The 21,957-nt window shown below is 39.1% G+C and carries 22 protein-coding genes; 17 read left to right on the top strand and 5 right to left on the bottom strand.

Going from position 1 to position 21,957, the window contains the following annotated elements:
- The first annotated feature begins 40 nt into the window (after window positions 1-40).
- From SB717_RS04115 to rpiA, 14 genes are all read left to right on the top strand, one after another.
- On the top strand, window positions 41-1,342 hold the full coding sequence (locus SB717_RS04115; RefSeq protein WP_074678862.1) for a PTS sugar transporter subunit IIC: 1,302 nt from the start codon (window positions 41-43) through the stop codon (window positions 1,340-1,342).
- A gap of 54 nt (window positions 1,343-1,396) precedes the next feature.
- Window positions 1,397-1,663, top strand: a complete 267-nt coding sequence (locus SB717_RS04110) for a hypothetical protein (protein ID WP_074678860.1) — start codon at window positions 1,397-1,399, stop codon at window positions 1,661-1,663.
- A gap of 16 nt (window positions 1,664-1,679) precedes the next feature.
- Window positions 1,680-2,996, top strand: a complete 1,317-nt coding sequence (locus tag SB717_RS04105; RefSeq protein WP_251461393.1) for a 6-phospho-beta-glucosidase — start codon at window positions 1,680-1,682, stop codon at window positions 2,994-2,996.
- 1 nt (window position 2,997) lies between these two features.
- Window positions 2,998-4,143, top strand: a complete 1,146-nt coding sequence (gene anmK, locus SB717_RS04100) for an anhydro-N-acetylmuramic acid kinase AnmK (RefSeq protein ID WP_335537703.1) — start codon at window positions 2,998-3,000, stop codon at window positions 4,141-4,143.
- A 17-nt stretch (window positions 4,144-4,160) separates the two neighbouring features.
- On the top strand, window positions 4,161-4,496 hold the full coding sequence (locus SB717_RS04095; protein ID WP_013055725.1) for a PTS lactose/cellobiose transporter subunit IIA: 336 nt from the start codon (window positions 4,161-4,163) through the stop codon (window positions 4,494-4,496).
- Window positions 4,493-5,581 (top strand): DUF871 domain-containing protein, encoded by a 1,089-nt coding sequence (locus SB717_RS04090; RefSeq protein WP_410903301.1) that lies wholly within the window; start codon window positions 4,493-4,495, stop codon window positions 5,579-5,581. Before SB717_RS04095 ends, SB717_RS04090 begins: the two co-directional genes overlap by 4 nt.
- On the top strand, window positions 5,571-6,479 hold the full coding sequence (locus SB717_RS04085; RefSeq protein WP_410903300.1) for a BadF/BadG/BcrA/BcrD ATPase family protein: 909 nt from the start codon (window positions 5,571-5,573) through the stop codon (window positions 6,477-6,479). Before SB717_RS04090 ends, SB717_RS04085 begins: the two co-directional genes overlap by 11 nt.
- A 35-nt stretch (window positions 6,480-6,514) precedes the next feature.
- Entirely contained in the window at window positions 6,515-7,429 is a 915-nt protein-coding gene (murQ, locus tag SB717_RS04080; RefSeq protein WP_074678852.1) for an N-acetylmuramic acid 6-phosphate etherase, read from the top strand.
- A gap of 168 nt (window positions 7,430-7,597) precedes the next feature.
- On the top strand, window positions 7,598-9,616 hold the full coding sequence (locus tag SB717_RS04075) for a BglG family transcription antiterminator (protein ID WP_098620664.1): 2,019 nt from the start codon (window positions 7,598-7,600) through the stop codon (window positions 9,614-9,616).
- 15 nt (window positions 9,617-9,631) lie between these two features.
- Complete coding sequence (locus SB717_RS04070; RefSeq protein ID WP_013055730.1) at window positions 9,632-9,907, top strand: PTS sugar transporter subunit IIB; 276 nt, start codon at window positions 9,632-9,634, stop codon at window positions 9,905-9,907.
- A 3-nt stretch (window positions 9,908-9,910) separates the two neighbouring features.
- Window positions 9,911-11,173, top strand: coding sequence for a PTS ascorbate transporter subunit IIC (ulaA, locus tag SB717_RS04065; RefSeq protein ID WP_410903299.1), 1,263 nt, complete (start codon window positions 9,911-9,913; stop codon window positions 11,171-11,173).
- A 67-nt stretch (window positions 11,174-11,240) separates the two neighbouring features.
- Window positions 11,241-11,999 (top strand): carbon-nitrogen hydrolase family protein, encoded by a 759-nt coding sequence (locus SB717_RS04060; protein WP_410903298.1) that lies wholly within the window; start codon window positions 11,241-11,243, stop codon window positions 11,997-11,999.
- Between the two features lie 131 nt (window positions 12,000-12,130).
- The gene (locus tag SB717_RS04055) at window positions 12,131-12,721 is read left to right on the top strand and encodes a hypothetical protein (protein ID WP_098248571.1); all 591 of its coding nucleotides are present in this window, start codon (window positions 12,131-12,133) and stop codon (window positions 12,719-12,721) included.
- An 82-nt stretch (window positions 12,722-12,803) separates the two neighbouring features.
- A complete protein-coding gene (rpiA, locus tag SB717_RS04050; protein WP_074678842.1) occupies window positions 12,804-13,472 on the top strand; it encodes a ribose-5-phosphate isomerase RpiA in 669 nt (222 codons plus the stop codon).
- A 32-nt stretch (window positions 13,473-13,504) separates the two neighbouring features.
- On the opposite strand, the gene SB717_RS04045 is transcribed toward rpiA, so the two are convergent.
- On the bottom strand, window positions 13,505-14,098 hold the full coding sequence (locus tag SB717_RS04045; RefSeq protein ID WP_013055735.1) for a YdbC family protein: 594 nt from the start codon (window positions 14,096-14,098) through the stop codon (window positions 13,505-13,507).
- Between the two features lie 136 nt (window positions 14,099-14,234).
- On the opposite strand from SB717_RS04045, the gene SB717_RS04040 reads away from it, so the two are divergent.
- Entirely contained in the window at window positions 14,235-16,166 is a 1,932-nt protein-coding gene (locus SB717_RS04040; RefSeq protein WP_410903297.1) for a hypothetical protein, read from the top strand.
- Between the two features lie 57 nt (window positions 16,167-16,223).
- Here the strand turns inward: SB717_RS04040 and SB717_RS04035 are convergent, their stop codons facing one another.
- Both SB717_RS04035 and SB717_RS04030 read right to left on the bottom strand, forming a co-directional pair.
- Complete coding sequence (locus tag SB717_RS04035; protein WP_074678838.1) at window positions 16,224-17,288, bottom strand: L,D-transpeptidase family protein; 1,065 nt, start codon at window positions 17,286-17,288, stop codon at window positions 16,224-16,226.
- A 565-nt stretch (window positions 17,289-17,853) separates the two neighbouring features.
- Window positions 17,854-18,528 (bottom strand): class I SAM-dependent methyltransferase, encoded by a 675-nt coding sequence (locus SB717_RS04030; protein ID WP_410903296.1) that lies wholly within the window; start codon window positions 18,526-18,528, stop codon window positions 17,854-17,856.
- Window positions 18,529-18,659: 131 nt separating this feature from the next.
- Here SB717_RS04030 and SB717_RS04025 point away from each other — a divergent pair, with 131 nt between their 5' ends.
- Together SB717_RS04025 and SB717_RS04020 are read left to right on the top strand one after the other, a co-directional pair.
- On the top strand, window positions 18,660-19,529 hold the full coding sequence (locus SB717_RS04025; RefSeq protein ID WP_410903295.1) for a LysR family transcriptional regulator: 870 nt from the start codon (window positions 18,660-18,662) through the stop codon (window positions 19,527-19,529).
- A 32-nt stretch (window positions 19,530-19,561) separates the two neighbouring features.
- The gene (locus SB717_RS04020; protein ID WP_410903294.1) at window positions 19,562-19,915 is read left to right on the top strand and encodes a DUF4181 domain-containing protein; all 354 of its coding nucleotides are present in this window, start codon (window positions 19,562-19,564) and stop codon (window positions 19,913-19,915) included.
- 163 nt (window positions 19,916-20,078) lie between these two features.
- Here SB717_RS04020 and SB717_RS04015 read toward each other — a convergent pair whose 3' ends face one another.
- Complete coding sequence (locus SB717_RS04015; RefSeq protein ID WP_410903293.1) at window positions 20,079-21,011, bottom strand: aldo/keto reductase; 933 nt, start codon at window positions 21,009-21,011, stop codon at window positions 20,079-20,081.
- Window positions 21,012-21,195: 184 nt separating this feature from the next.
- Complete coding sequence (locus SB717_RS04010) at window positions 21,196-21,918, bottom strand: suppressor of fused domain protein (protein ID WP_235915155.1); 723 nt, start codon at window positions 21,916-21,918, stop codon at window positions 21,196-21,198.
- Window positions 21,919-21,957 lie beyond the last annotated feature (39 nt).

Genomic DNA, 21,957 nt, shown 5'->3' with positions numbered 1-21,957 from the left:
TTTATTACACAAGGGGAGAACATGGAGGGGGAAAGGGTATATGAGCAAATTTGTGTCGTTTTTAGAGAACAATTTATCAGGACCTATGGCCAGGCTATCAGAACAGCGGCATCTTCAAGCCATTCGTGATGGCGTTATTTCTGCTTTGCCGTTTATCATTATCGGAAGTTTTTTCTTGATTCTAGCATTTCCGCCTGTGCCGCAAGATAGCACAATTGCAAAATGGGCAGCTGATAACAGCGCCAATATTTTAATACCGTATCGAGTAACGATGTTTATCATGTCTTTATATATAGCCTTTGGGATAGGGTACAACTTGTCCAAAAGCTATAATCTCGATCCGCTGTCAGGAGCGCAAATTGCAGTAGCTGCACTACTTCTTACGGTGACTCCAAAGCTGATTGAAGAAGAAGGGTTTATGCTTCCAATGACAAACCTTGGAGGTCACGGTTTATTTGTAACGATGATTGTATCGATTTTATCGGTCGAGATTCTCAGGTTTTGTAAAGCAAAAAATGTCACCATTAAAATGCCGGAACAAGTGCCGCCTTCGGTATCGAGGTCTTTTGAAGCACTAATTCCGGTTGCGATTGTTGTTGTACTTATGACGATTATTACCATTGTTTTAGGTATCGATCTTCACCATTTAGTTGATAAACTAGTTGCTCCGCTTGTAGAAGCTGGAGATAGTTTAGCAGGAGTGTTAATACCGGTTTTCTTAATTACGTTTTTCTGGTCATTTGGAATTCACGGCGTCTCTGTTGTTGGGACAGTGGCACGCCCTGTATGGGAAGTGTATTTAGCCAAAAATGCTGAAGCGGTAGCAGACGGAGCCTCCACACTTCCGTATATTGCACCTGAAACGTTCTTTCAGTGGTTTGTTTGGATCGGAGGATCTGGAGCGACGCTGGGCCTCGCCTTAGCGATGCTGTTTTTCTCAAAATCTAAATATTCGAAAGCGCTTTCTAGGACGTCTTTTATTCCAGCGGTTTTTAATATTAACGAACCGATTATTTTCGGTTTGCCAATTGTCTTAAATCCTATTTTAATTATTCCATTTATCATCATCCCGATTATTACGACGATCATTTCATACGCAGCAACGGCAACAGGTCTTATTACTCCCACCTACGTAATGGTTCCTTGGACGCTTCCGGCGCCGATTGGGGCATATCTATCGACAGGAGGAGACTGGCGGGCGGTTGTGCTAGTCGTTATCAATATTGCTATTTCTGTTGTCATTTATCTTCCGTTCTTTAAAATGTATGATCGAAAGATGGTTGAAATGGAAAAAAGCGATGAAGCAACGGTTGCACCATCCGATAATTCAGTTCAAATGTAAAAAAAGAGAAGCCAACTTGTTTGGCTTCTATCTCTTTAATAGGAGTGAGGGTCAATGTTTGTTCGGTTTCGATATAAAACTGTGTTTTTATTTCTCCTAACCATGATTCTTTGCAACGTTATTTTTACACCTTTGCTGCAGTATGCTGGTCTATCAGCGCAGCATAGTTTATTTGCGATTACAAGTCTATCAGCAGCGCTGCTTACAACATTTATTTCCATTCGGATTTCAGCAGCAGCTTTATCTAAAACCGCCGTTTGTATACGCTTTGTTATGCTCGGGACAGGGTGCACAGCCGTTACATATTTAGCCGTTTTTTAACAAGGAGGGGCAAGGAATGAAAGTAGTGACAATAGGGGGAGGATCAAGCTACACACCGGAATTGGTCGAAGGGTTTATTAAACGATATGATGAGCTTCCAATTCGAGAGCTATGGCTTGTGGATGTTGAAGAAGGAAAAGAGAAACTTAAAATTGTAGGGGCACTTGCGAGAAGAATGGTCAAAAAAGCAGGTGTTGATATGGAAATTCATTTAACGCTTGATCGACAAAAGGCGTTGATAAATGCTGATTTTGTAACAACACAGCTTAGAGTAGGTCAGCTTGATGCGCGTATTCAAGATGAACGCCGCCCTCTTAAGTACGGAATGATTGGTCAAGAGACAAACGGGGCGGGGGGATTATTTAAGGGCTTGCGAACGATACCGGTTTTGTTGAAAATTGCCGAGGAAATACACGAAATTTGTCCAAACGCCTGGCTTATTAATTTTACAAACCCTGCAGGTATGGTAACGGAGGCGCTGCTTCGCTACGGAAAGCATTCTAAAGTAGTAGGGGTTTGCAACCTGCCTGTACATATGACAAACTCAATCGCCAGCTTGCTTCAAATCGAAAAAGAAGATGTTTACATTGAATTTGCAGGGTTAAATCACTTGGTATATGGACTGCATGTGTATGCCAAAGGAGAGGAAGTAACAAAAGAAGTCATTCAGCGATTAAGTAATCCAAAGTCCCAAGTAACAATGAGAAACATAGCTCCTATTCCGTGGCAAGCGGATTTCTTGGAAGCTCTTGGCGTGATCTTATGTCCTTATCACCGCTACTACTATAAAACAAAAGAAATATTAGCAGAAGAGCTTCTGGCCTTTCAGTCAGGTACTACGCGCGCTGAAGTGGTCAAAGTATTAGAAGCCGAGCTTTTCGAACTCTACAAAAATCCAAATCTAGAAAGTAAGCCTCCGCAGCTGGAAAAAAGAGGAGGTGCTTATTACAGCGATGCCGCATGTAATTTGATTTCATCCATTTATAACGATAAAGGCGATATTCAAACATTAAATGTAAAAAACAATGGCGCTATTTCCTCACTCCCAAATGAATCTGCAGTTGAAGTAAACTGTGTGGTAACAAAGCAAGGACCAGTACCACTCGCTGTCGGTGAACTTCCGGTAGAAGTGAATGGACTTGTGCAGCAAATTAAATCGTTTGAACGAGTAGGCGCAGAAGCTGCGGTTACAGGGTCTTATGAAAAAGCACTGGTTGCCCTGACCATTAATCCGCTTGTTCCAAGTGACGAGCTGGCCAAATCGGTCTTAGACGAACTGCTTCAAGCTCATCGCAAGTATTTACCTGCTTTTTTTAAGGAAGTGAACGCGTAGTATGTATGCTGTTGGACTTATGTCAGGAACGTCACTTGATGGAATTGATGCAGCTCTTGTTCAAATTGAAGGAAGCGGCTATGAAAGTAAAGTTAAGCTTCTTCACTTCATTACTATGCCGTTTTCTTCTCAGTTAAAAAGGGAAATTGAGCAGGCTATTTCTGTTGAATCTTCAAATGTGCAGCTGATCTGCAGTTTAAATTTTAAATTGGGCTATGCATTTGCAGATGCAGTGAAAAGATTGTGCCAAAAAGCCGAATTTTCTCTTGAACATGTAGATGTCATCGGATCGCATGGGCAAACCATTTACCACCAGCCGTATGCTTCAGGAAATACAGCGATGTCTACACTCCAAATTGGAGAGCCTGCTGTTATTGCTTATGAAACCAAAACGAAGGTAGTGGCAAACTTCAGGGTGATGGACATGGCAGCGGGCGGGCAAGGTGCTCCGCTCGTTCCTCACACGGAACGGATTTTGTACAGCCACGCTGACCGTACAAGGCTGCTTCAAAACATTGGAGGTATTGGGAATGTAACGTTGATTCCGCCAAAACACTCTCCTATACCTGTAGTAGCTTTTGATACGGGGCCGGGAAATATGATGATAGATGAAGCGTGTCAGCAGCTTTTTAATGTTTCATTTGATGAAAATGGGCGTTTAGCAGCTGGAGGAAAGATTATTTCAGAGCTTTTAGAAGACTGTATGAATCATGATTACATGAAGCTTTCTCCTCCTAAATCGACGGGGAGAGAACTGTTCGGTACACAGTACACAAGGAGACTGCTAGAGAAATATGGCAAACATAAAAAAGAAGATTTGTTAGCTACGATTACGATGTTCACGGCATCATCCATTGTACATCACTATGAAACATTTATTTTTCCTGTCTATTCTATTGACGAAGTGATTATTGGAGGAGGCGGAAGTTATAACAATACGCTGATGAATATGATTAAAACGCAGCTAGGGAAGCGGTGCCGTGTGTATACCCAAGAAGAAATAGGAATGTCTTCAGAAGCAAAAGAAGCCGTAGCTTTTGCGGTGCTCGCAAATGAAACACTTTCAGGTTATCCAAGTAATGTACCAAGCGCAACCGGCGCCTTGTCTCCTGTAATATTAGGAAACATTACGCCTGTGCCACTATAAAAAAGGGGATGGAAGAAATGACAGAAGCAGCAAATATGGAAAATGAGATTTTTGAACTTATTGCATACGGAGGAAATGCTAGGTCACTGGCATACGAAGCGTTAGAAGCAGCCGAAGACTATGATTTTAATAAAGCTGACGAACTTTTAAAGCAGTCTCAAGAAGAGCTCAGTCATGCTCATAAAACGCAAACTGCCCTTATTCAACGTGAATTAAACGGAAAAACAATTGAAAAGTCGCTGCTTTTAATTCACGCCCAAGATCATTTAATGACGGCTATTTCGGAGCAAAAATTAATTGAGCATATGATTAAGCTTATCAAAAAATTTAAAAAAGAAGGCGAAAATCAATGAAAAAGCTAGGTATTGCGATCTACCCGGAACATTCGACTGTGGAAAAAGATAAAGCGTATATAGCACTTGCGCATCAATACGGATTTACCCGTATTTTTACGTGCTTGCTTTCTGTTGAAGGTGATCAGAAAAAAGTAATGGCAAATTTTAAAGAAATTATTGAGTTTGCCAATGAGCTAGAGATGGAAGTAGTAGTGGATATCGCTCCTCGCGTATTTGGAGCGCTTGGCATTTCTTATGATGATCTATCTTTCTTTCACGAATTAGGGGCTTATGCTATTCGTCTTGATCTAGGGTATACGGGAAATGAAGAGTCCATTATGACCTTTAATCCATACGGCTTAAAAATTGAAATTAATATGAGCAATGCGACGAAGTATGTGGATAATATTTTAAGTTACCGGCCAAATCGAAAACAGCTATTGGGATCGCATAATTTCTATCCTCATCGGTACGCAGGATTGTCGTATGATCACTTTTTGAAGTGTTCAGCATTGTTTAAAGAACATAGCCTTGAAACAGCGGCCTTTATTAATTCACCAAGCGCTACTTTTGGACCGTGGCCTGTTACTGAAGGGCTTTGTACGCTTGAAATGCATCGCACGCTTCCAATTGATGTGCAGGCTAAGCATCTTTTTAAAACGGAGTTAATTGATTGTGCAATTATCGCCAATGCGTATGCATCGGAAGAAGAGATGAAGGCGCTGCGTGATGTTGTTCAGCAAGAGCGCTTTACTTTTAACGTGACCCTGTATGATACGATTACTGAGCTTGAGAAAAAAATTGTGCTGGAAGAGTTTCATTTTTACCGCGGAGACGTATCTGATTATTTAATTCGCTCTACGCAAAGCCGAGTAAAATATAAAAAAGAAGAATTCAAGTCTACACATACTCCTTCCATTCGAAGAGGCGATATTTTAATAGAAAATGAACTCTATGGACAGTACAAAGGAGAGCTGCAAATTGCACTGTTAGACATGGAAAACTCAGGTAAAACAAACGTAGTAGGACGCATTGCAGAAGAGGAAATTTTTTTACTAAATGAACTGCAGCCATGGGACAAATTTGCTTTTTGTGAGCGGTGATAAAATGGACTATATTATTGGTATCGACGGCGGGGGAACAAAAACAGAAGGCGTTGCGTATAGCTTAGACGGTCAAGAGCTCGCTGCTTCAAAAAGCGGCTATGGAAATTTGCTCATTAATTACAACACGGCTATTACTCATATTGATGAATGTATTACGGCGTGCAAAACTGCGCTTGCTGGTCATACATGTAAAGGCATTTCACTAGGGCTTGCTGGAAGTAAAGCATTATCTAAAGAAGAAATAAAAAGATATTTTTACAATCGTTATCAGGTAGAAGTAGGTTTATATGATGACGCCATGATTGCGCATGAAGCACTACTGCATGGAAAGGACGGGATTTTAACCATTGCAGGAACTGGAGCCGTCAGCATTGGGAAAAAAGACGAAGTGTACGAATACGGAGGAGGATGGGGGCACCTTCTTGGAGATGAAGGAAGCGGATATTGGATTGGTCTTCAAGCACTGATATTGCTGACGAAAGAGCACGATCAAAGCCGTCCTTACAGCAGCCTTAGTCAGACAATCTTGCAACATGTAAAAGCAGATACCATACACGATATAAAAAAGTTTGTCTATTCATCTCCTAAATCAGAAGTTGCTTCACTCACTCCGCTTGTTGTAAATCAAGCGAGAAATCATAAACAAGAAGCAAGTGACATTCTTCAACAGGCTGGAAAGAACCTTGCGAACATGACTCTTCATTTATATAAGAAACAGCGGTTTGAAGGGAGCTGCTTGCTGGTATGCAAAGGCAGCATTTTAACGGAAGTTCCAGAAGTGTTTGATGTTTACAAAAAAACATGTGAAAAAGAAATAAAGCATATCCAGTGGGCAACACAGCGAGTATCATCTGCTAAAGGAGCTTATCAGCTGTTCATGAAGAAGTATAAATAGAGAAAAAATGATGGTGGAAAAGGCAGGGGATCACAGTGAACTTAAATCATATCTTAACAGAAAAACGCAATCCGCAAACCTTAAACATTGATGAATTATCAAGTCTGGAAATTGTAAAAAAAATTAATGAAGAAGATCATCAAGTGCCTCAGGCGATCAATAAAGTGCTGCCTGTTATTGCTCTGTTAGTAGATGAAATTGTCAGTGCTTTTAAACAAGGCGGACGTCTTATTTATATCGGAGCAGGTACAAGCGGGCGGCTAGGTGTATTAGATGCATCTGAATGTGTACCAACATTCGGTACACCTGCCGAACAAGTAATTGGGATCATAGCCGGGGGAGACAAAGCGCTCCGTCATGCGTTAGAAGGAGCAGAAGATAATAAGAAACAAGCGATAGAAGATTTGAAAGCGATTAATTTATCAAATAAAGATATTCTTGTAGGTATAGCTGCAAGTGGAAGAACTCCTTATACACTCTCAGCGCTTGCGTATGCAAACAGCCTGGGGACAGTAACGGGCTGCGTTGTAAATTCTCCTCAATCAGCTATGGAACAAGAAGCACAATATGCAATAGTAGCAGAATCAGGGCCGGAAGTTGTAACAGGTTCTACAAGAATGAAAGCCGGAACTGCCCAAAAGCTTGTTCTTAATATGCTAACGACCGCTTCTATGATTCAAATTGGTAAAGTCTACAGCAATCTAATGGTAGACGTACAGCCGACCAACGATAAACTCGTACAGCGTGCTAAAAATATTATTGCAGAACTAACAGGTGTCTCATCAGAAGAGGCAGCGGAAAGTTTACAAACATACAAAACGCCAAAAGCTGCTATCCTTGCGCTTCTTACTTCTATAGAAGGTGATGAAGTGCACCGGCTGCTTGTTAAACATGACGGACATTTAAAAAAAGCGATTGAAGAAGCAAAGGAACAGCAGACTAAAGATTAACCCCTAAAAGAAGTGCATACAGCACTTCTTTTTTTGTTGAGTACATTTTTTGCACAATGTATGTGGGTGAATTCGGTCTAATCATTTTGCGAGACCCGTAGTATAGTAAAAGCATAAAGCGTAGTAAGTATTTCAATTTGTGCACGAATTGGACTGAAGGTGATTCATGTGTTAGACAAACGCAGTACGGCCGTATTGCAAGTTTTGCTTCAAGCTGCAACATTTATACCAGTACAAGAGTTAATGAAACAGTTTCAAGTGTCAAGACGTACCATCTATTACGATATTGAGAAAATTAACGATTGGCTGTGTCAGCAAGAATTAGAGTTTGTTCAGTACACATATGGGAAAGGCTTTTTTCTAAACGATCAAGCAAAGGACCAAGTTGCTAAACAAATTTCTCATGTTATGCCATCTGCTTACTTATCAGTTGAGGACCGGCAAATATACGTTGCTTTGATGTGTATACTTCGAGGCGGGAAAATCGGAACTCAGCAGCTCATGGATGAAACAGAAGTTAGTCGCAACACTGTCTTACAAGATATTAAAGACTTAAAAAACAAGTGGGCGAAGAAAGGCATATCTTTGACATATAGCTATAAAGATGGGTACGAAGTAAAAGGATCTGAAAGCGGCATTCGAAATTTGCTTTATATACACATCACAGAATTATTAAGTCAACATCAAGAAGAGTTGTTGAAAAGAGTCATGAAAGCAGATTACGAATATTCAATGATTTATAACTGGCTTGTAGAGTGTGAAGATAAACTGGGAATGGCGTTTACAGACAAGATGCTGACGCAATTAGCCTATATGCTCACGTGCTGTATTCAGCGTATTCAAAGCAAGCGCTATGTAGACTCCTTGATTACTAGAAAAGACGAATTAGAAAAAACCAGGCAATATAAAGCGCTGCAAGGAATTGAAAGCGTTTTAGGATTTGGGCTTCCATCACAAGAAAAGCACTATCTTGCCACTGTCTTACTAAGTGCAAAAGTAAATGTAGTAAATCAAGCAGATAGTGATGATTGGATAAGAAGCATTGTAAAAGAAATGGTATCACGGTTTCAAGCCTATGCTTGTGTAGTATTCGAAGATCGAAACCGGCTTGAACAAAATTTATATATTCATTTGAAAACTGCTTATTACAGGCTTCTCTATAATATTCATCTCCCTAATCCTATGCTTTCAGCTATTCAAACAAAATATCAGGATATAGTGGAATTGACAAAAAAAGCATTGTTTCCTTTGGAAAAAAGCCTTCAAACACGTATTAATGAAGACGAAATTTCTTATTTTGCTCTTCATTTTGGAGGATGGATGAAAAAACGAGCGGGAAGGCAAAAACAAAAGCGTATTGTTATTGTTTGTGCCAATGGAATTGGAACGTCTCGCATGCTTCAGTATCAGCTTGAACAACTGCTAACAGACGCTGAATTGATAGGGCCGATGACGGTAAGGGACTATGAACAATTTAAGGAAAGCTATGATTTAGTTATTACAACTGCGCCGTTAAAAAAGCGAATGAATGTGATGCTTGTGAATCCTATTTTAACAGATGATGAAAAGCGGAGATTAATCGATTTGGTTGAACCAGCTTCCTCTCAGCTAACGACTCAAGCCATCATGGGTATTATCAAGCAGCATGCAAATATACAAGACGAAAAAGCTCTGTTAGCTAATTTAAAACTCGTTATACAGCAATCTAAAAAAATGGTAAGAGAGGATAGAAAGCCAATGTTGCATGAAGTATTGCAGGAGCCATTCTTGCAGCTTACAGATTCAGCAGATGACTGGAAAGCAGCCGTTAGGCTGGCTGCCAAGCCTTTGCTGAACTACGAATATATTGAACCTTCTTATGTAGAAGCGATGATCAAAAGTGTAGAACAGTTAGGTCCTTATATTGTTATTGCGCCAAAAGTGGCGCTCCCTCATGCAAGGCCGGAACAAGGTGTAAATCGTGTGGGTATGAGCATGCTTCGTTTAAAGGAGCCCGTCTATTTTTCTACTGAAAAGCAGCACGGAGCGCAGCTGATTATTGTACTTGCTGCTACTGATAATGAAACCCACTTAAAAGCACTGTCTCAGCTTTCGATGATGTTATCTGAAAACGATAATATTGACAAGCTTATTGCAATGAAAACAAAACAAGAAATGCTTGCGTTAATTGAAGCTTACTCAAATTAAAAGGAGAGATGAAAAATGAAAAAGATTTTAGTTGTATGCGGAAACGGTTTAGGAAGCAGTTTTATTGTGGAAATGAATGTAAAGAAAATTTTAGTAGAACTTGGTGTTGAAGCACAGGTATCTCATACGGATTTAACAACTAGTAAAACGGAGCAGGCAGATATCTATTTAGGATCTGCAGATATTGTAAATCAATTGGATGATGGCACTCGCACGGTCGTGGCGCTGCAAAACATTTTAAATCAAGCGGAAATTAAAGGAGCACTGCAAAAATACTTCGTGGAGGCGTAAGCCATGTTTGATTTAATTATGAAAGATATATTAGGAACACCCGCTATTCTAGTAGGGTTGTTTGCACTAATCGGTTTGTTGCTTCAAAAGAAAAAAAGTGCAGATATTGTATCAGGCACCTTAAAAACAATTATGGGTTTTCTTATATTAGGAGCAGGAGCTAATATACTAATTGCTTCACTTGAAGCGTTTGGAAAAATGTTTAATAAAGCGTTTTCCGTTGAAGGCATCATTCCTAATAATGAAGCAATTGTAGCTGTAGCTCAACAAACGTTTGGTACAGAAACAGCGATGATTATGCTTTTAGGTATGATTGTAAATATCATTATCGCGCGCATCACGAAATTTAAGTATATCTTTTTAACTGGGCATCACACCATGTTTATGGCTTGTTTGATTGCAGCAATTTTATCTACCGGCGGGTTAACGGGAGCACCTTTGGTTTTGATCGGTGCGCTATTATTAGGTACCTTAATGGTTTTATTCCCTGCACTTCTTCAGCCTTATGTGCGTGAAATTACAGGATCAAATGATATTGCCGTTGGTCATTTTGGTTCCCTAGGCTACTTGGTAGCAGGGTTTATCGGCAAGCGAGTAGGAAATCGCGAAAAAACTACAGAAGAAATTAAAGTTCCTCAATCCTTAGGATTTCTTCGGGATACATCCGTTTCTGTCTCACTGACCATGACCGTTTTATTTATTGTTGTTGCACTTTTTGCAGGCCCTGCATTTATCGAAACAAAATTAAGCGGGGGTCAAAACTTTATTGTGTACTCGCTCATTCAAGCTATCACGTTTGCAGCAGGAGTATATGTCGTGCTGGCGGGTGTTCGTATGCTTTTAGCAGAAATTGTACCAGCATTTAAAGGAATTGCTGACAAAGCGGTACCAAATGCCATTCCAGCTTTAGATTGTCCAACTGTGTTTCCATTTGCTCCTAACGCAGTGGTCATTGGCTTCTTTTCAAGCTTTATCGCTGGTCTCATTTCAATGTTCTTTTTGCCTCTATTTGGGCTAAGTATTATCGTGCCAGGCCTCGTTCCGCACTTTTTTACGGGAGCAGCTGCCGGAGTATTTGGAAATGCGACGGGGGGAAGAAGAGGAGCAGTGGTCGGGTCATTTGCCAATGGAATCTTAATTAGTTTTTTACCGGCTATTTTACTGCCTGTTCTCGCGTCGTTAGGTTTTAAAGGCACAACATTTGGAGATTCGGACTTTAGTGCGGTAGGTATTCTTCTCAGCATGCTAATTAAATTATTTACGTAAAGATAAAAAACTCATGTTACGCTAGTAGCATGAGTTTTTTATGATATTGGAAGTGGAGGAGCAATGAATGAAAATTGGGTTAGCGCAAGTGAGATTTCCAAAGTCAGCCGCAGAGGGTGTAGAAACGGTAGAAAATTGTATGAAACAAGCAGCAGAAGAAGGGTGTAACCTTGTATGTTTTCCAGAATCAATTGTGCCGGGACTTAGAGGAGTGGGTTTTGAAGTTGAGACATACAATCACGAAATTCAACAAAATGCGCTTTATAAAGTTATGTTGCTTGCCAAACAGTTAAAGCTCAATGTAATTTTACCGCTGGAATGGCGCGACGAACTTGGTATGCATTTAACTGCTTTTGTAATTGATGAAAATGGAAAAGAATTAGGGTATCAAACTAAAAATCAAATTGATCCAGCAGAAGATCAATTTGGTTATAAGCCTGGAAATGGCCGCCAGTTGTTTGAAATAAACGGCGTGAAATTCGGTATTGTTATTTGCCATGAGGGATGGCGCTATCCTGAAACTGTGCGATGGGCTGCTGTAAGAGGAGCAAGCATTGTGTTTCATCCACAGTTTACTGGTGAAGTACCAGATCCGAAGTTTTATGATTATGCAATGATTGCAAGAAGTACGGAGAATGGTATTTACTTTGCAAGCGTGAATTATGCCTTAGAGAACCAAAAAAGCACGACTTCTCTTCTTTCTCCAAAGGGTGAATGTTTGATAAAAGCGAAAGCTGAAAAGCAAGAACTACTAACGTATACGATAGAGCCCGGTGAGGCTAACCGGCTGTTAGCTCAGCGCTTGTTATCGAATTTACTATTGTAAAAAAGTTTATTTTTCTAGTTAAATTAGCATGTGCGCTCTGATAATCCTTTGGTTATTTCTCCTTATGACGATGTAAATGTCAATATGGTATTATCGAAAGTTAAAGGGGTATTAAAAGGTGTGTGGAAACAATGGATCGAAAAAAAGCCGCATCAGTAGCTGGAGCATTGGTCATTGCTGTAGGAATTTGGCTGTTTCAAAGCGGGAAATTTAAAAGTGAAGCGCAGGCAGATAAGTTTACGAGTACGTTTTTGGTCGATCATGAACAAACAGACAATGGATTTGAATTATTTACTTCGGATACCAATCAATATAGCATGTGGTTTCCGCTTCAGTATGTTATTCATCAATCTTCTTATAAAAGCAGTGAAGATGAACGTGAAGTATGGACAGCATCAACGAAGGAAAATGATTCATACAATGCTGGGAAAATAACGGCTGTATTTTCTAAGAAAAAAAGCAAAGCAGCTCAAAATAAAATGGATGCGTTTCAGCCTGATTATATGTTAAAAGGTAAAAATGCAACAATTTATGTGAAAAAACAAACAAGAGATGGAAAGCATAGCATTTATCATGCTTATGTGAATGATGATTATTCAAGCAGGTATATTTACTATACGTTTGAACTAAAAAGCAGCGAACAGACAAACAGTACAAAACAGCAGTATTGGGTAGAAAAAATTCTTCTAAATACACAGTTTCAAAAAAACTCAGCTGAATAGTCAGCTGAGTTTTTACGTAAGGATTCATAATGCTTTTGCTTTTTTATGTAAACGGGTACAATATTAGTAAGGAGGCCTTCGTATGATTGAAAAACAAGCAGTTGGTGAAAAAGCAGCACAATTTGTTGAAGATGGAATGATTGTAGGGCTAGGGACAGGTTCAACAGCTTATTATACAATTGTAAAACTAGGTGAACGAGTAAAAAATGGATTACACATCAAAGCGGTTCCTACTTCTCAAAAAACAGAAGAGCTGGCAAGGAAACTAGGTATTCCCATTGTTACCTTAGCAGATGTTGAATATATTGATATAGCAATTGACGGAGCAGATGAAGTAGATAGCGAACTTTCTTTAATTAAAGGAGGAGGAGGCGCGCTGCTTCGAGAAAAAATGATTGCGTACGCAGCGAAGCGGTTTATCGTGATTGCAGATTCTAAGAAAATAGTGAAGACGCTAGGAGCTTTTCCTCTTCCTGTTGAAGTTATACGTTTTGGCTGGGAAATGACGGCGAAGCACATTCGCAGTGCAGGTTGTGTACCGCAGCTTAGGCTTTTAGATGATCATACGCCGTTTATCACCGATAACGGAAATTACATTCTAGACTGCCATTTTTCAGAAATTGAAAATCCTGCTGAGTTGGAAAGACAGCTGATAAGGATCCCAGGCGTAGTAGAAAGCGGTTTGTTTGTAGGAATGACGGAGGAAGTTATTACCGTACAAAACCAAGATGTTTATATCATAAAAAAATAGAAGCTTTGGCGTCGGGCCTAGGCTTCTATTTTTTAATTGGAAAGAACGTTCCAATTTTTCTCTAATTGATATATGTATTGAGACGCGTTCAGTACATTTGGATGAACAAAGGTATCAATTGTTTTTTGCGGACAAGCAGATCCGTATAATGAAAAAATGACAAGCTTGCTATGCTCGATTGGTGATACAACGTGAGATAAACAGCGATAAGAAGGATTTATCAAGCTTTTTACCATCTCATGGATATCTTCTTTGTCGTAAAAATCGACTTCAATTTCCGTCTTTACTAAATAACGGCTTTCAATGGCGCTGCTTCTATAATAATTGTAGCGTGCTCCGATGAAGTAGGACGGATCTGATGTTGAAACGTCCAAATTCGTATATGTTTGATCCTGCTTGCTTTTATAAAAAATAGAATCATGAGTATGCTTCATGAATTCTTGATAAGTTGTTCCATCTTCCCACAGGGCTAGAATACAAGCATCTGTTTCATCTTCCACGTTCCAACCCCCTAATTGGCCAATGAAACCATTCACGTGTGCAAGAGCAGCCCAATGCTGTTGCGTATATGAAAAAGATGCTTTTTTATCAGTCGGTATGCTGCATTTCACAATTTTTGTCAACATTCTCCCATCACCTCAATTAATTACTTCGATAAATGAAGGAAAAATCCTTCTAAAAAGAGGAAAATCATAGACATATCCCCCCTTTAAAAGCCATACATTTCAAATAGGACAATGTTAGGGAAAGAAGGGGAAAAGAATGAAAGTTTTTCGTGCAAAAGCCTGTCAATCTCCTATGCGAAAAGGCTGGTCAATTATGTTTCAGCATCCGTTTAAAAAAGATGAAAGAGGAAGATCGCACCCGTTTGTTAAACGGTTTATGTATACAGAGCAACACGATGAAATTGACATTCTGGTTGAAGAGATGAATGAACTGCTGAGAGTGCAGGATTTTTGGACAAGTACTGCAAAAGGAAGAGCAAAAGCAAGATATGATGAACGAGTAGTGAATGCTTTTTATAACGATATTGAAAAAAGGACGAGCGAACAAATTGACAGCGAGTATGAGTACATTCATGTAATCGGAGAACAAGGAAGCGGCAAAACAGCCTTAATCCGCCAGCTTCTTGGTATAAAAAAGGAATGTGGCTTTCTAGGAATAGGCAGTAGAGGCGCTTATTCTGCTACGTATAAGGTGAAGGATTCCCAACACTATGAAGCTGCTGTCTCTTTTTTTACGCGAAGTGAAGTGCAAAGGAAATTGGAGAATATCCTACTAAGAAGCGCTGAAGTGTATGCTGAAGGAGGCACGGATTATGACTTGGTCTTTGAATTATTACACGGAGATTCCTCTTTTAATCTGCGCGCTCTTTTGGGAGATACCCCATATAAAGCCCGTTATTTTAATGATGATGTTCCTTTAAGAATAAGTGATGAAAATAGCTCATTCAAACAATTTGTAGATGCAATTAAACGAGAAAGTGAAATAGTAAAAGACGCTGTTGATCAAGAAGGAAGAGATTTTGCAGAGGGATGGCACAAGCGGCTTGAATGTAGGAAAATTACCGAGCAAATGCTTCTGGCACTTGAATCCCGGTTGAAAGAATACAAGGAAGGAACATGGGAAATAGGAGAAGACGACTGGCCAATATCCTGCCGTCTCACAGCAAAAGAGCTGTCTTCCTTTGGAGCGCTAACAAATGAAGAAGAAGAAAATAACGGACGCCTTATTTATCCATTGTTTCGTAGAATTGAAGTTTCCGGCCCTTTTTCTTTTAAAAAAGGGGTAGCGATTTGCGAGCATCCATCTGTTGAATATACGAGCACCATCCACGATTCTTTTAAACAAGCAGCTTCTATTTTATATGTACATCATGGGCTTAAAGAATTAGATATTCAATCTCTTCGGCAGCTCATCGTACATGGTCACGGTGCTAAAGTAAACGTTTGTGTTACACACGGAGATTTGCTGACCTCTCCAAGCTGCCGTACGGATTATGCTAAAAAACATGCCATGGCTAAAAGGATAGATTATGCGCTTAAAAGCGTTTCACCTCTTATGAAAAAGCAGCTTCACTACTATTTAACAGTAGGGAATACGTCTATTTTAGAATGTGTACACGAGGAATCCAAAGAGAGTCATTTTCTGTATAAAGATCTAAAGGCAGCTTTAGTATCAGAAAGGAGAAAAAAGCAGCAAGAGCTGCATCCTATTTATTTAAACTTGACTGTCTCTCAGGCTTTTTATGAAGCGATGGAGTCGCTGAACATTCCTTATATGGATAGAGAAACATGTTTGAACATTTCCTTAGGAGAGCATGAAGGGCCGGTGCCAGTCATTGCGTCCGCTTTTATTTCATCTGTCTACGAGTATTTTCTAAGCCAGCCGTCTGGGTGGTCAAGTACCTATCATTCGGTCACCGACCGACAGCAGGTTATTCAAGAATTGGCAGGTGAGTTTGCAAGCGTTGTGTATTCATATTTTAACGAACAGCTGCTTGAAAATGCCCGTAAGGACTGGCTCGCTCTTTATAAAGAAAAAGAAGACGATCAACCGTATAAATATAGCAGGGTAATAGAAAGTGTAATTCCTGCCAAAAACGATATCTATCAGCAGCAAATTCTTATGAGAACCGTTTATCAATTAATTAAGTATGTGATAGAAAAGAAAGACGGGGTAATGGTTCATTAAGAAGTTAATGTAAAAAGAAGTTTATAAATAAAAAACAGAGCCTGATTTCAGGCTCTATTAGCGTTTAGAAATAGCAGTTAAAGTATTAGGTCCGGCAACGCCGTCAACTGCTAGCTTATTGTCTTTTTGAAACTTACGCACAGCAGCTTCTGTATTGGCGCCGAAAATACCGTCCGTGCCTTTTGTATCATAGCCAAGCGCCGTTAATTTCTTTTGAAGGGCTTGAACATTGCTGCCTTTGCTTCCTTTTTTAAGCGTTTGTTTTGTGTTAATTGTTGTATCCGCTGGTGGATTTGTTGGCTTTGGATTTGTCGGGTTTGTTGGTGTTGTCGGGTTCGGGTTCGCTCCTGAACTTCCTAAAGCTTTATATGTTGATGGGCCAACAATGCCGTCAGCTGTTAAGCCGTGGTCTTTTTGGAACTTACGTACAGCTGAATCTGTATTGGCACCGAACACGCCGTCCGTACCTTGTGTATTATAGCCAAGTGAAGTTAGTTTCTGCTGAAGTTCTTTAACTGCATTTCCTTTACTGCCTTTCTTTAAAACAGTGCCTGTAGAAGGAGCTGGAGTAGAACCTGAGTTTCCAGAAACGTTGTACCCGTTTGCTGCTGCAATGTCGTTAAATGATTTAGAAGAAGTTGTAATCACAACCGGTGTACCGACGGTCACTTTACTAAATAACCATGCGACTTCTTCATCGTACATACGAACGCATCCGCTGCTTACATATTTACCGATGGAAGCAGGATTATTATTTCCATGAATAGCATACGTCGTGCCGTATGTACCTCTCGCATTTAGACCTAGCCAGCGGTTGCCAAGAGGGTTTCTAGGATCTCCACCAGGAATGTTCCCTGAGTAATAAGGACGATTGACAATTTTATTCACTACTTTGAAATGGCCTTCTGGTGTAAGAGACTGCGTGCGTCCTGTTGCTACTGAAAACGTTCGGACAAGTGAACCATTTTGATAATAAGCAAGTTTGTTTGTCGCTTTGTTAATGATAATTAAATGAGATGGTGTTGAAGCAGCTTCTGTTTTTGGAACGCCTACAAACAAGCAGGCTAGAGCTAAAATAGCCGCTATGAGTACGATTGTTGTTCTTGATATTCTATTTGCCATGTGCTGCGCCTCCTTAGGCTGCATTAATGAAAAACGTATGGTGCGGCAGTGCTATAAATTCTTCACTAATAAAATAAAAGACGAATAGCTGCATTTTCTATACCTGTATGTATGCGCTTAATAAGGAAATCATTAAGGAGAAGGACTTTACTAGCGGGAATTTATAATAATAAGAATAACTAAGTTTTTCTTGATGATTTGTACAACTTTAAGAATATAAGTTTACTAATCTAGCGGTTTCACATTTACATAAGCATCACATCCTTTCCAGTTCTTCATTTGCGTGTAAAGAAATGAAAGCGTTATACAGATTGTTTTGTAATCATATTGTAACATAGTTGTATTTTTTATACCATAAAAAGACATAAAATAGTATAAAAATACTTTATATGGGTTTTATGCACAAAAAATTCAAAAGTTAAGGAGAACAAAGCTATTATTAGATATACGAAACTGGAAAAGAAGTATGCGTAGTTTTGTGGAAATAGATAAATATTCTTATTCGAATATAGGGAGGAAAAAAGTAAAAAAACTACTTGCAAAGAGACAAGTAGTTTTTAAACCGTTATTTTTGAGCATACATCACAACAAAATTAAAAAATTTATAGATGCAATCCACCGTGCTAAACCCGCTTGCTGTTAGCCAATTTAACTGATTATGTAAAGTTGCCATTTTATCTAACTTCGTACGTTCATGAGCAGCTTTAATTTGCTCATGAGTTAATCCGCTTGCGGCAATTCTTTCATTCCAGTCTTTTTTATATAACTCTTCAATAATAGAAGAATGGCCTAATACTTGATCGGCATTAATAAATATTCCTCCTGTATGCAGTAAATTATGAATTTGCCCATACAGCTTTTGTTTTTGCTCGTCTTCTAAATGATGAATAGCAAGTGAAGAAATCACAATGTCAAATGAGTGCTCAAATTTGTAGCTTGTTATATCTGATACGATAAATTCTATATGCTGTTCATTTTTAAAGCGTTCCTTTGCTTTTTCAAGCATTTGATCTGACACGTCAATCAACGTGAAATGAGCATCTGGGTATTTTTCTTTGACAAAAGAAGAAAACAATCCTGTACCTGCTCCGATATCAAGTACGCGAAGCGGCTTGTTTGAAAAGTGAAGAAGAGAAACGGGAATGGAATAAAAATCAAAAAAACAAGGAATAAGTTTGCGGCGCTGCTCATCATACTGAGAAGCATGGGCATTAAATTTTTCTTTCACGTTATTTTTCATTTTTACAGCTCCTTTATTTGGTAATATTGAGATACATATATCGTATAGAATTGTGGTAGAAAAGAAAATAAACAAAAATAAGCGGTATTGATTCCAGTTTGTTATGAATAGAAAGAGATGGAGAGAAGAAAATGGAGATCAAATGGTTAAAAACATTCATCATAGCGGCGTCTTATGAAAATTTCAGACAAGCGTCTGAAGATTTATTTTTAACGCAGCCTGCTGTATCAAAGCATATTCAGCGACTTCAGCAAGAGCTAGGTGCTGAGCTTTTTGAAAAAAAAGGTAAATATATCACGCTGACTGAGGGCGGACGCTTTTTTTTGCCTCATGCTCAAGAAATGGTGAGGGCATACGAAGAAGGAGTAGGGAATTTTAAGTTATGGAAGCAAGGATATAACCGAAAACTGACTATATCCGCTGCCCCTCAAATAGCAGCATCTGTTTTACCAAGCCTAATCAAACAATTTGTAGAGAGATATCCCCATATTGAAGTCACGGTCAATATCACGAATTCGTTTCAAGTGGGAAAAGACATAAGCGACAGAAGGTCAGATATTGGATTAACAAGGATGCTTCCGGGTCAGGCAGACGTTTTTTATGAGTTAATACATAAAGAAAAAGCAGTCTTAGTTGCCCCGTTTTCTGCAGGAGCACGTACGGAACAGGAGGTGTTATCTTCCTACCGGCTGCTTACGAATAATCATCCTGTTTATTGGGAAGATTTACTCCTTCAAATCAAGGATTGTTATCCTCACATTCAGCTGCTTCCTGTTACGCAAGTGGAAATTACAAAGCGCTTTATTGAAGAAGGTCTAGGCGTATCCTATTTGCCATTTTCTATGGTGAAAAAGGAAGTTGAAAATCAAACGTTAAGCGTGATTTCACAGCAAAAAATTATCCGGCCTTCTTCACATACGTATATCGTAACAAAAGGTGAAACGGAAGAAACAAAGCAGTTTAAGCACTTTGTAGCTGAGATCTTAACAGAAACGAGCTGAAATGATACCATAAAAAGGAAGGAGAGATGACAATGTATATATTAATCATGCTAGTAGCAGCAGCGGTCTTAGCAGACTTTATCATAAGAAAAGTGCTTGATATCCCTCGCAGCAAATTTTGGGGCAAATATGAGTATGAAAGTCTAGCTTTAGGCCGGTGGGATAAATATGTGACGATAGCTTTTGTTCTTTGTCTGTTACTCGATATGATCTTTATGTTTGTCGAGCCTTATATCGTATCGTTCCTATTTTTAGTCGTGAATATTTTATTGAAAAGTATAGATGAATGGAAATATAAACAAGAAACAAAAGAATACGTAACAAGCTTTGTACAGCTGGGATTCTTCTTTACGGCTTTTGTTCTATTAGCCAGCGGAATTGTATAGGAAAAAGAGATAAGACATAACTACATTAATCCAATCAACAGCTAGAAGCAGCTAAACATATGAAACCTACGTTCACCATAACAATAAAAAAAACGAACAATCAATCGTTTCGATTGATTGTTCGGATTTCCTTTTAGCTATTTTGTCCGAGCCTCTTTTTATATTATTTAAAAATATGATCAATGTCTTTAATTTCGGAAGAAGTGAGCTGAACATCTAATGTTTTTAAGTTATCAAGTACTTGTTCAGCGCGTTTTGCCCCTGGAATTAATACATCAATTGAATCGCGCGTTAAGTACCAAGCGAGAACAAGATGAGCTACTTCTACACCTTTTGCGCTAGAGATTTGACGAAGACGCTCTACTTTTTCTAGATTTTGCTGAAATGCTTCCCCGATAAAATGAGGCATATCTTCGCGCAGGTCATTAAACTTTGTGTTTTTATCGTATTTCCCAGCAAGTAAACCAGCAGCTAGCGGGAAGTATGGAATAAATGAAATGCGGTTTGCAGCCGTATAAGGTAAAATATCGTTTTCTGCTTCTCGCTGAATTAAGTTATATTGACCTTGTACCACGTCTACATAACCATCTTTATTTGCTTCTTTTAACTGATCTAATGTGAAGTTTGATACGCCGATAGAACGGATCTTTCCTTCATCTTTTAATTCTTTTAACGCACCGACCGCTTCGTCTTTAGGTGTGTTTTTATCTGGAAAGTGAATATAATATAAATCGATATAATCTGTTTGAAGGCGTTTTAAGCTATCTTCAACCGACTGTTTTAAAAACGCAGGAGAATTGTCTAGCAGTACCTCATCTCCAACAATTTTATGTGCTCCTTTTGTAGCGATCATCGCTTCTTCACGATTTCCGCGTTCTTTTAGTACTTCACCAATTAATTCTTCAGAACGTTTAGGACCATAAATGAACGCTGTATCAAGTAGGTTTATGCCATTATCTAGCGCCTTATGAACAAGGTCTTTGCCGACTTCTTCGTTTAGGTTAGGATATAAGTTGTGTCCTCCTACAGCGTTTGTTCCAAGTCCAATAGGATTAACATATAATTCGGATTTTCCAATCTGCACTTTTTCTGCCATGTCTAACGTCCATCTCCTTTTTTATATCTTCTTTTTTACTATAGCAAAATATACCATGAATCAAAAATAGTACGCTCATATGAAAAGCAGCTTTAAAAAAGTATGTGAACTTGAGTTACATGTAAATAAGGATTATATGCTACAGGGCTCTATTTCAATAGCAGAAATAAAAAAAGAACCTCTTTTAAATAAGAGACTCTCTTTTAGTCATGGTAATATGATAGCTTTTTGACAGCTGAAATGTTTCAGCGAGCTGCCTGCGTCCTTGCGCTCCTTGTTCGCGCACATACTCTAATTCGTTTGGTGTAAGAAGCTTCATGCTAATCAGTTTAATAGATTCGTAAGGTAAAGAGAGGCTAGCTGAAACAGAAGGAGACTGAACTCCTAGCAATACACCAATATCTCCATTTTTATTTACAAAATGAGGCGGTACGTCCAGATCCGTAAATTCAATTGAAAGAACATCATGTTTCATAAATAGTTCTAGCATATTAGGATGAGCGGCGGCATTTTGACTCATTTGATAAAGAAGGTCAAATGCCCAGTGATCCTGGATATCCGATAAAGGTCCGCGCAGAGATTCATCATCGCATTCGATATAGAATTCTAATCCTTTTCCTTGTCTTTGGCTCTTTTCTTCAGGGAGTTGAAACGGATCGGACAAGCCGTCGCTTGCTAAAATAACCGTCTCTGTTTTTTGAACACGAATAAATGTTTGACGTCCAGATGGCCAAGCAGGCCCGCCAAAAAACATGGGATTTAACAAATGAGTTAATACGTCTCCGTCTACATGTCCAATTGTGTTCCAGTAGTCTTTTCTTTTTGAGATTGATTCCTCAAGAACACGCTCTACTTCTTTTTCCTGCTTCTTTTGCTTCCACTTTAAAAATAATGACAAGTATCCCACACCTCTTTACGACTTCATAGTACCCAATATATACCTCAT

Source organism: Priestia sp. SIMBA_032 (assembly GCF_046535215.1).
GTDB classification, from domain to species: domain Bacteria; phylum Bacillota; class Bacilli; order Bacillales; family Bacillaceae_H; genus Priestia; species Priestia aryabhattai.
Note: the sequence above shows the minus strand (reverse complement) of the source record. Positions and strands in the feature narration are given on the sequence as shown.

Bases quoted from the DNA above. Each gene is read 5' to 3' on its own strand.
- SB717_RS04115 (WP_074678862.1), top strand. From the start codon at position 41: ATGAGCAAATTTGTGTCGTTTTTAGAGAACAATTTATCAGGACCTATG.
- SB717_RS04110 (WP_074678860.1), top strand. From the start codon at position 1,397: ATGTTTGTTCGGTTTCGATATAAAACTGTGTTTTTATTTCTCCTAACC.
- SB717_RS04105 (WP_251461393.1), top strand. From the start codon at position 1,680: ATGAAAGTAGTGACAATAGGGGGAGGATCAAGCTACACACCGGAATTG.
- anmK (WP_335537703.1), top strand. From the start codon at position 2,998: ATGTATGCTGTTGGACTTATGTCAGGAACGTCACTTGATGGAATTGAT.
- SB717_RS04095 (WP_013055725.1), top strand. From the start codon at position 4,161: ATGACAGAAGCAGCAAATATGGAAAATGAGATTTTTGAACTTATTGCA.
- SB717_RS04090 (WP_410903301.1), top strand. From the start codon at position 4,493: ATGAAAAAGCTAGGTATTGCGATCTACCCGGAACATTCGACTGTGGAA.
- SB717_RS04070 (WP_013055730.1), top strand. From the start codon at position 9,632: ATGAAAAAGATTTTAGTTGTATGCGGAAACGGTTTAGGAAGCAGTTTT.
- ulaA (WP_410903299.1), top strand. From the start codon at position 9,911: ATGTTTGATTTAATTATGAAAGATATATTAGGAACACCCGCTATTCTA.
- SB717_RS04060 (WP_410903298.1), top strand. From the start codon at position 11,241: ATGAAAATTGGGTTAGCGCAAGTGAGATTTCCAAAGTCAGCCGCAGAG.
- SB717_RS04055 (WP_098248571.1), top strand. From the start codon at position 12,131: ATGGATCGAAAAAAAGCCGCATCAGTAGCTGGAGCATTGGTCATTGCT.
- rpiA (WP_074678842.1), top strand. From the start codon at position 12,804: ATGATTGAAAAACAAGCAGTTGGTGAAAAAGCAGCACAATTTGTTGAA.
- SB717_RS04045 (WP_013055735.1), bottom strand. From the start codon at position 14,098: ATGTTGACAAAAATTGTGAAATGCAGCATACCGACTGATAAAAAAGCA.
- SB717_RS04040 (WP_410903297.1), top strand. From the start codon at position 14,235: ATGAAAGTTTTTCGTGCAAAAGCCTGTCAATCTCCTATGCGAAAAGGC.
- SB717_RS04035 (WP_074678838.1), bottom strand. From the start codon at position 17,288: ATGGCAAATAGAATATCAAGAACAACAATCGTACTCATAGCGGCTATT.
- SB717_RS04030 (WP_410903296.1), bottom strand. From the start codon at position 18,528: ATGAAAAATAACGTGAAAGAAAAATTTAATGCCCATGCTTCTCAGTAT.
- SB717_RS04025 (WP_410903295.1), top strand. From the start codon at position 18,660: ATGGAGATCAAATGGTTAAAAACATTCATCATAGCGGCGTCTTATGAA.
- SB717_RS04020 (WP_410903294.1), top strand. From the start codon at position 19,562: ATGTATATATTAATCATGCTAGTAGCAGCAGCGGTCTTAGCAGACTTT.
- SB717_RS04015 (WP_410903293.1), bottom strand. From the start codon at position 21,011: ATGGCAGAAAAAGTGCAGATTGGAAAATCCGAATTATATGTTAATCCT.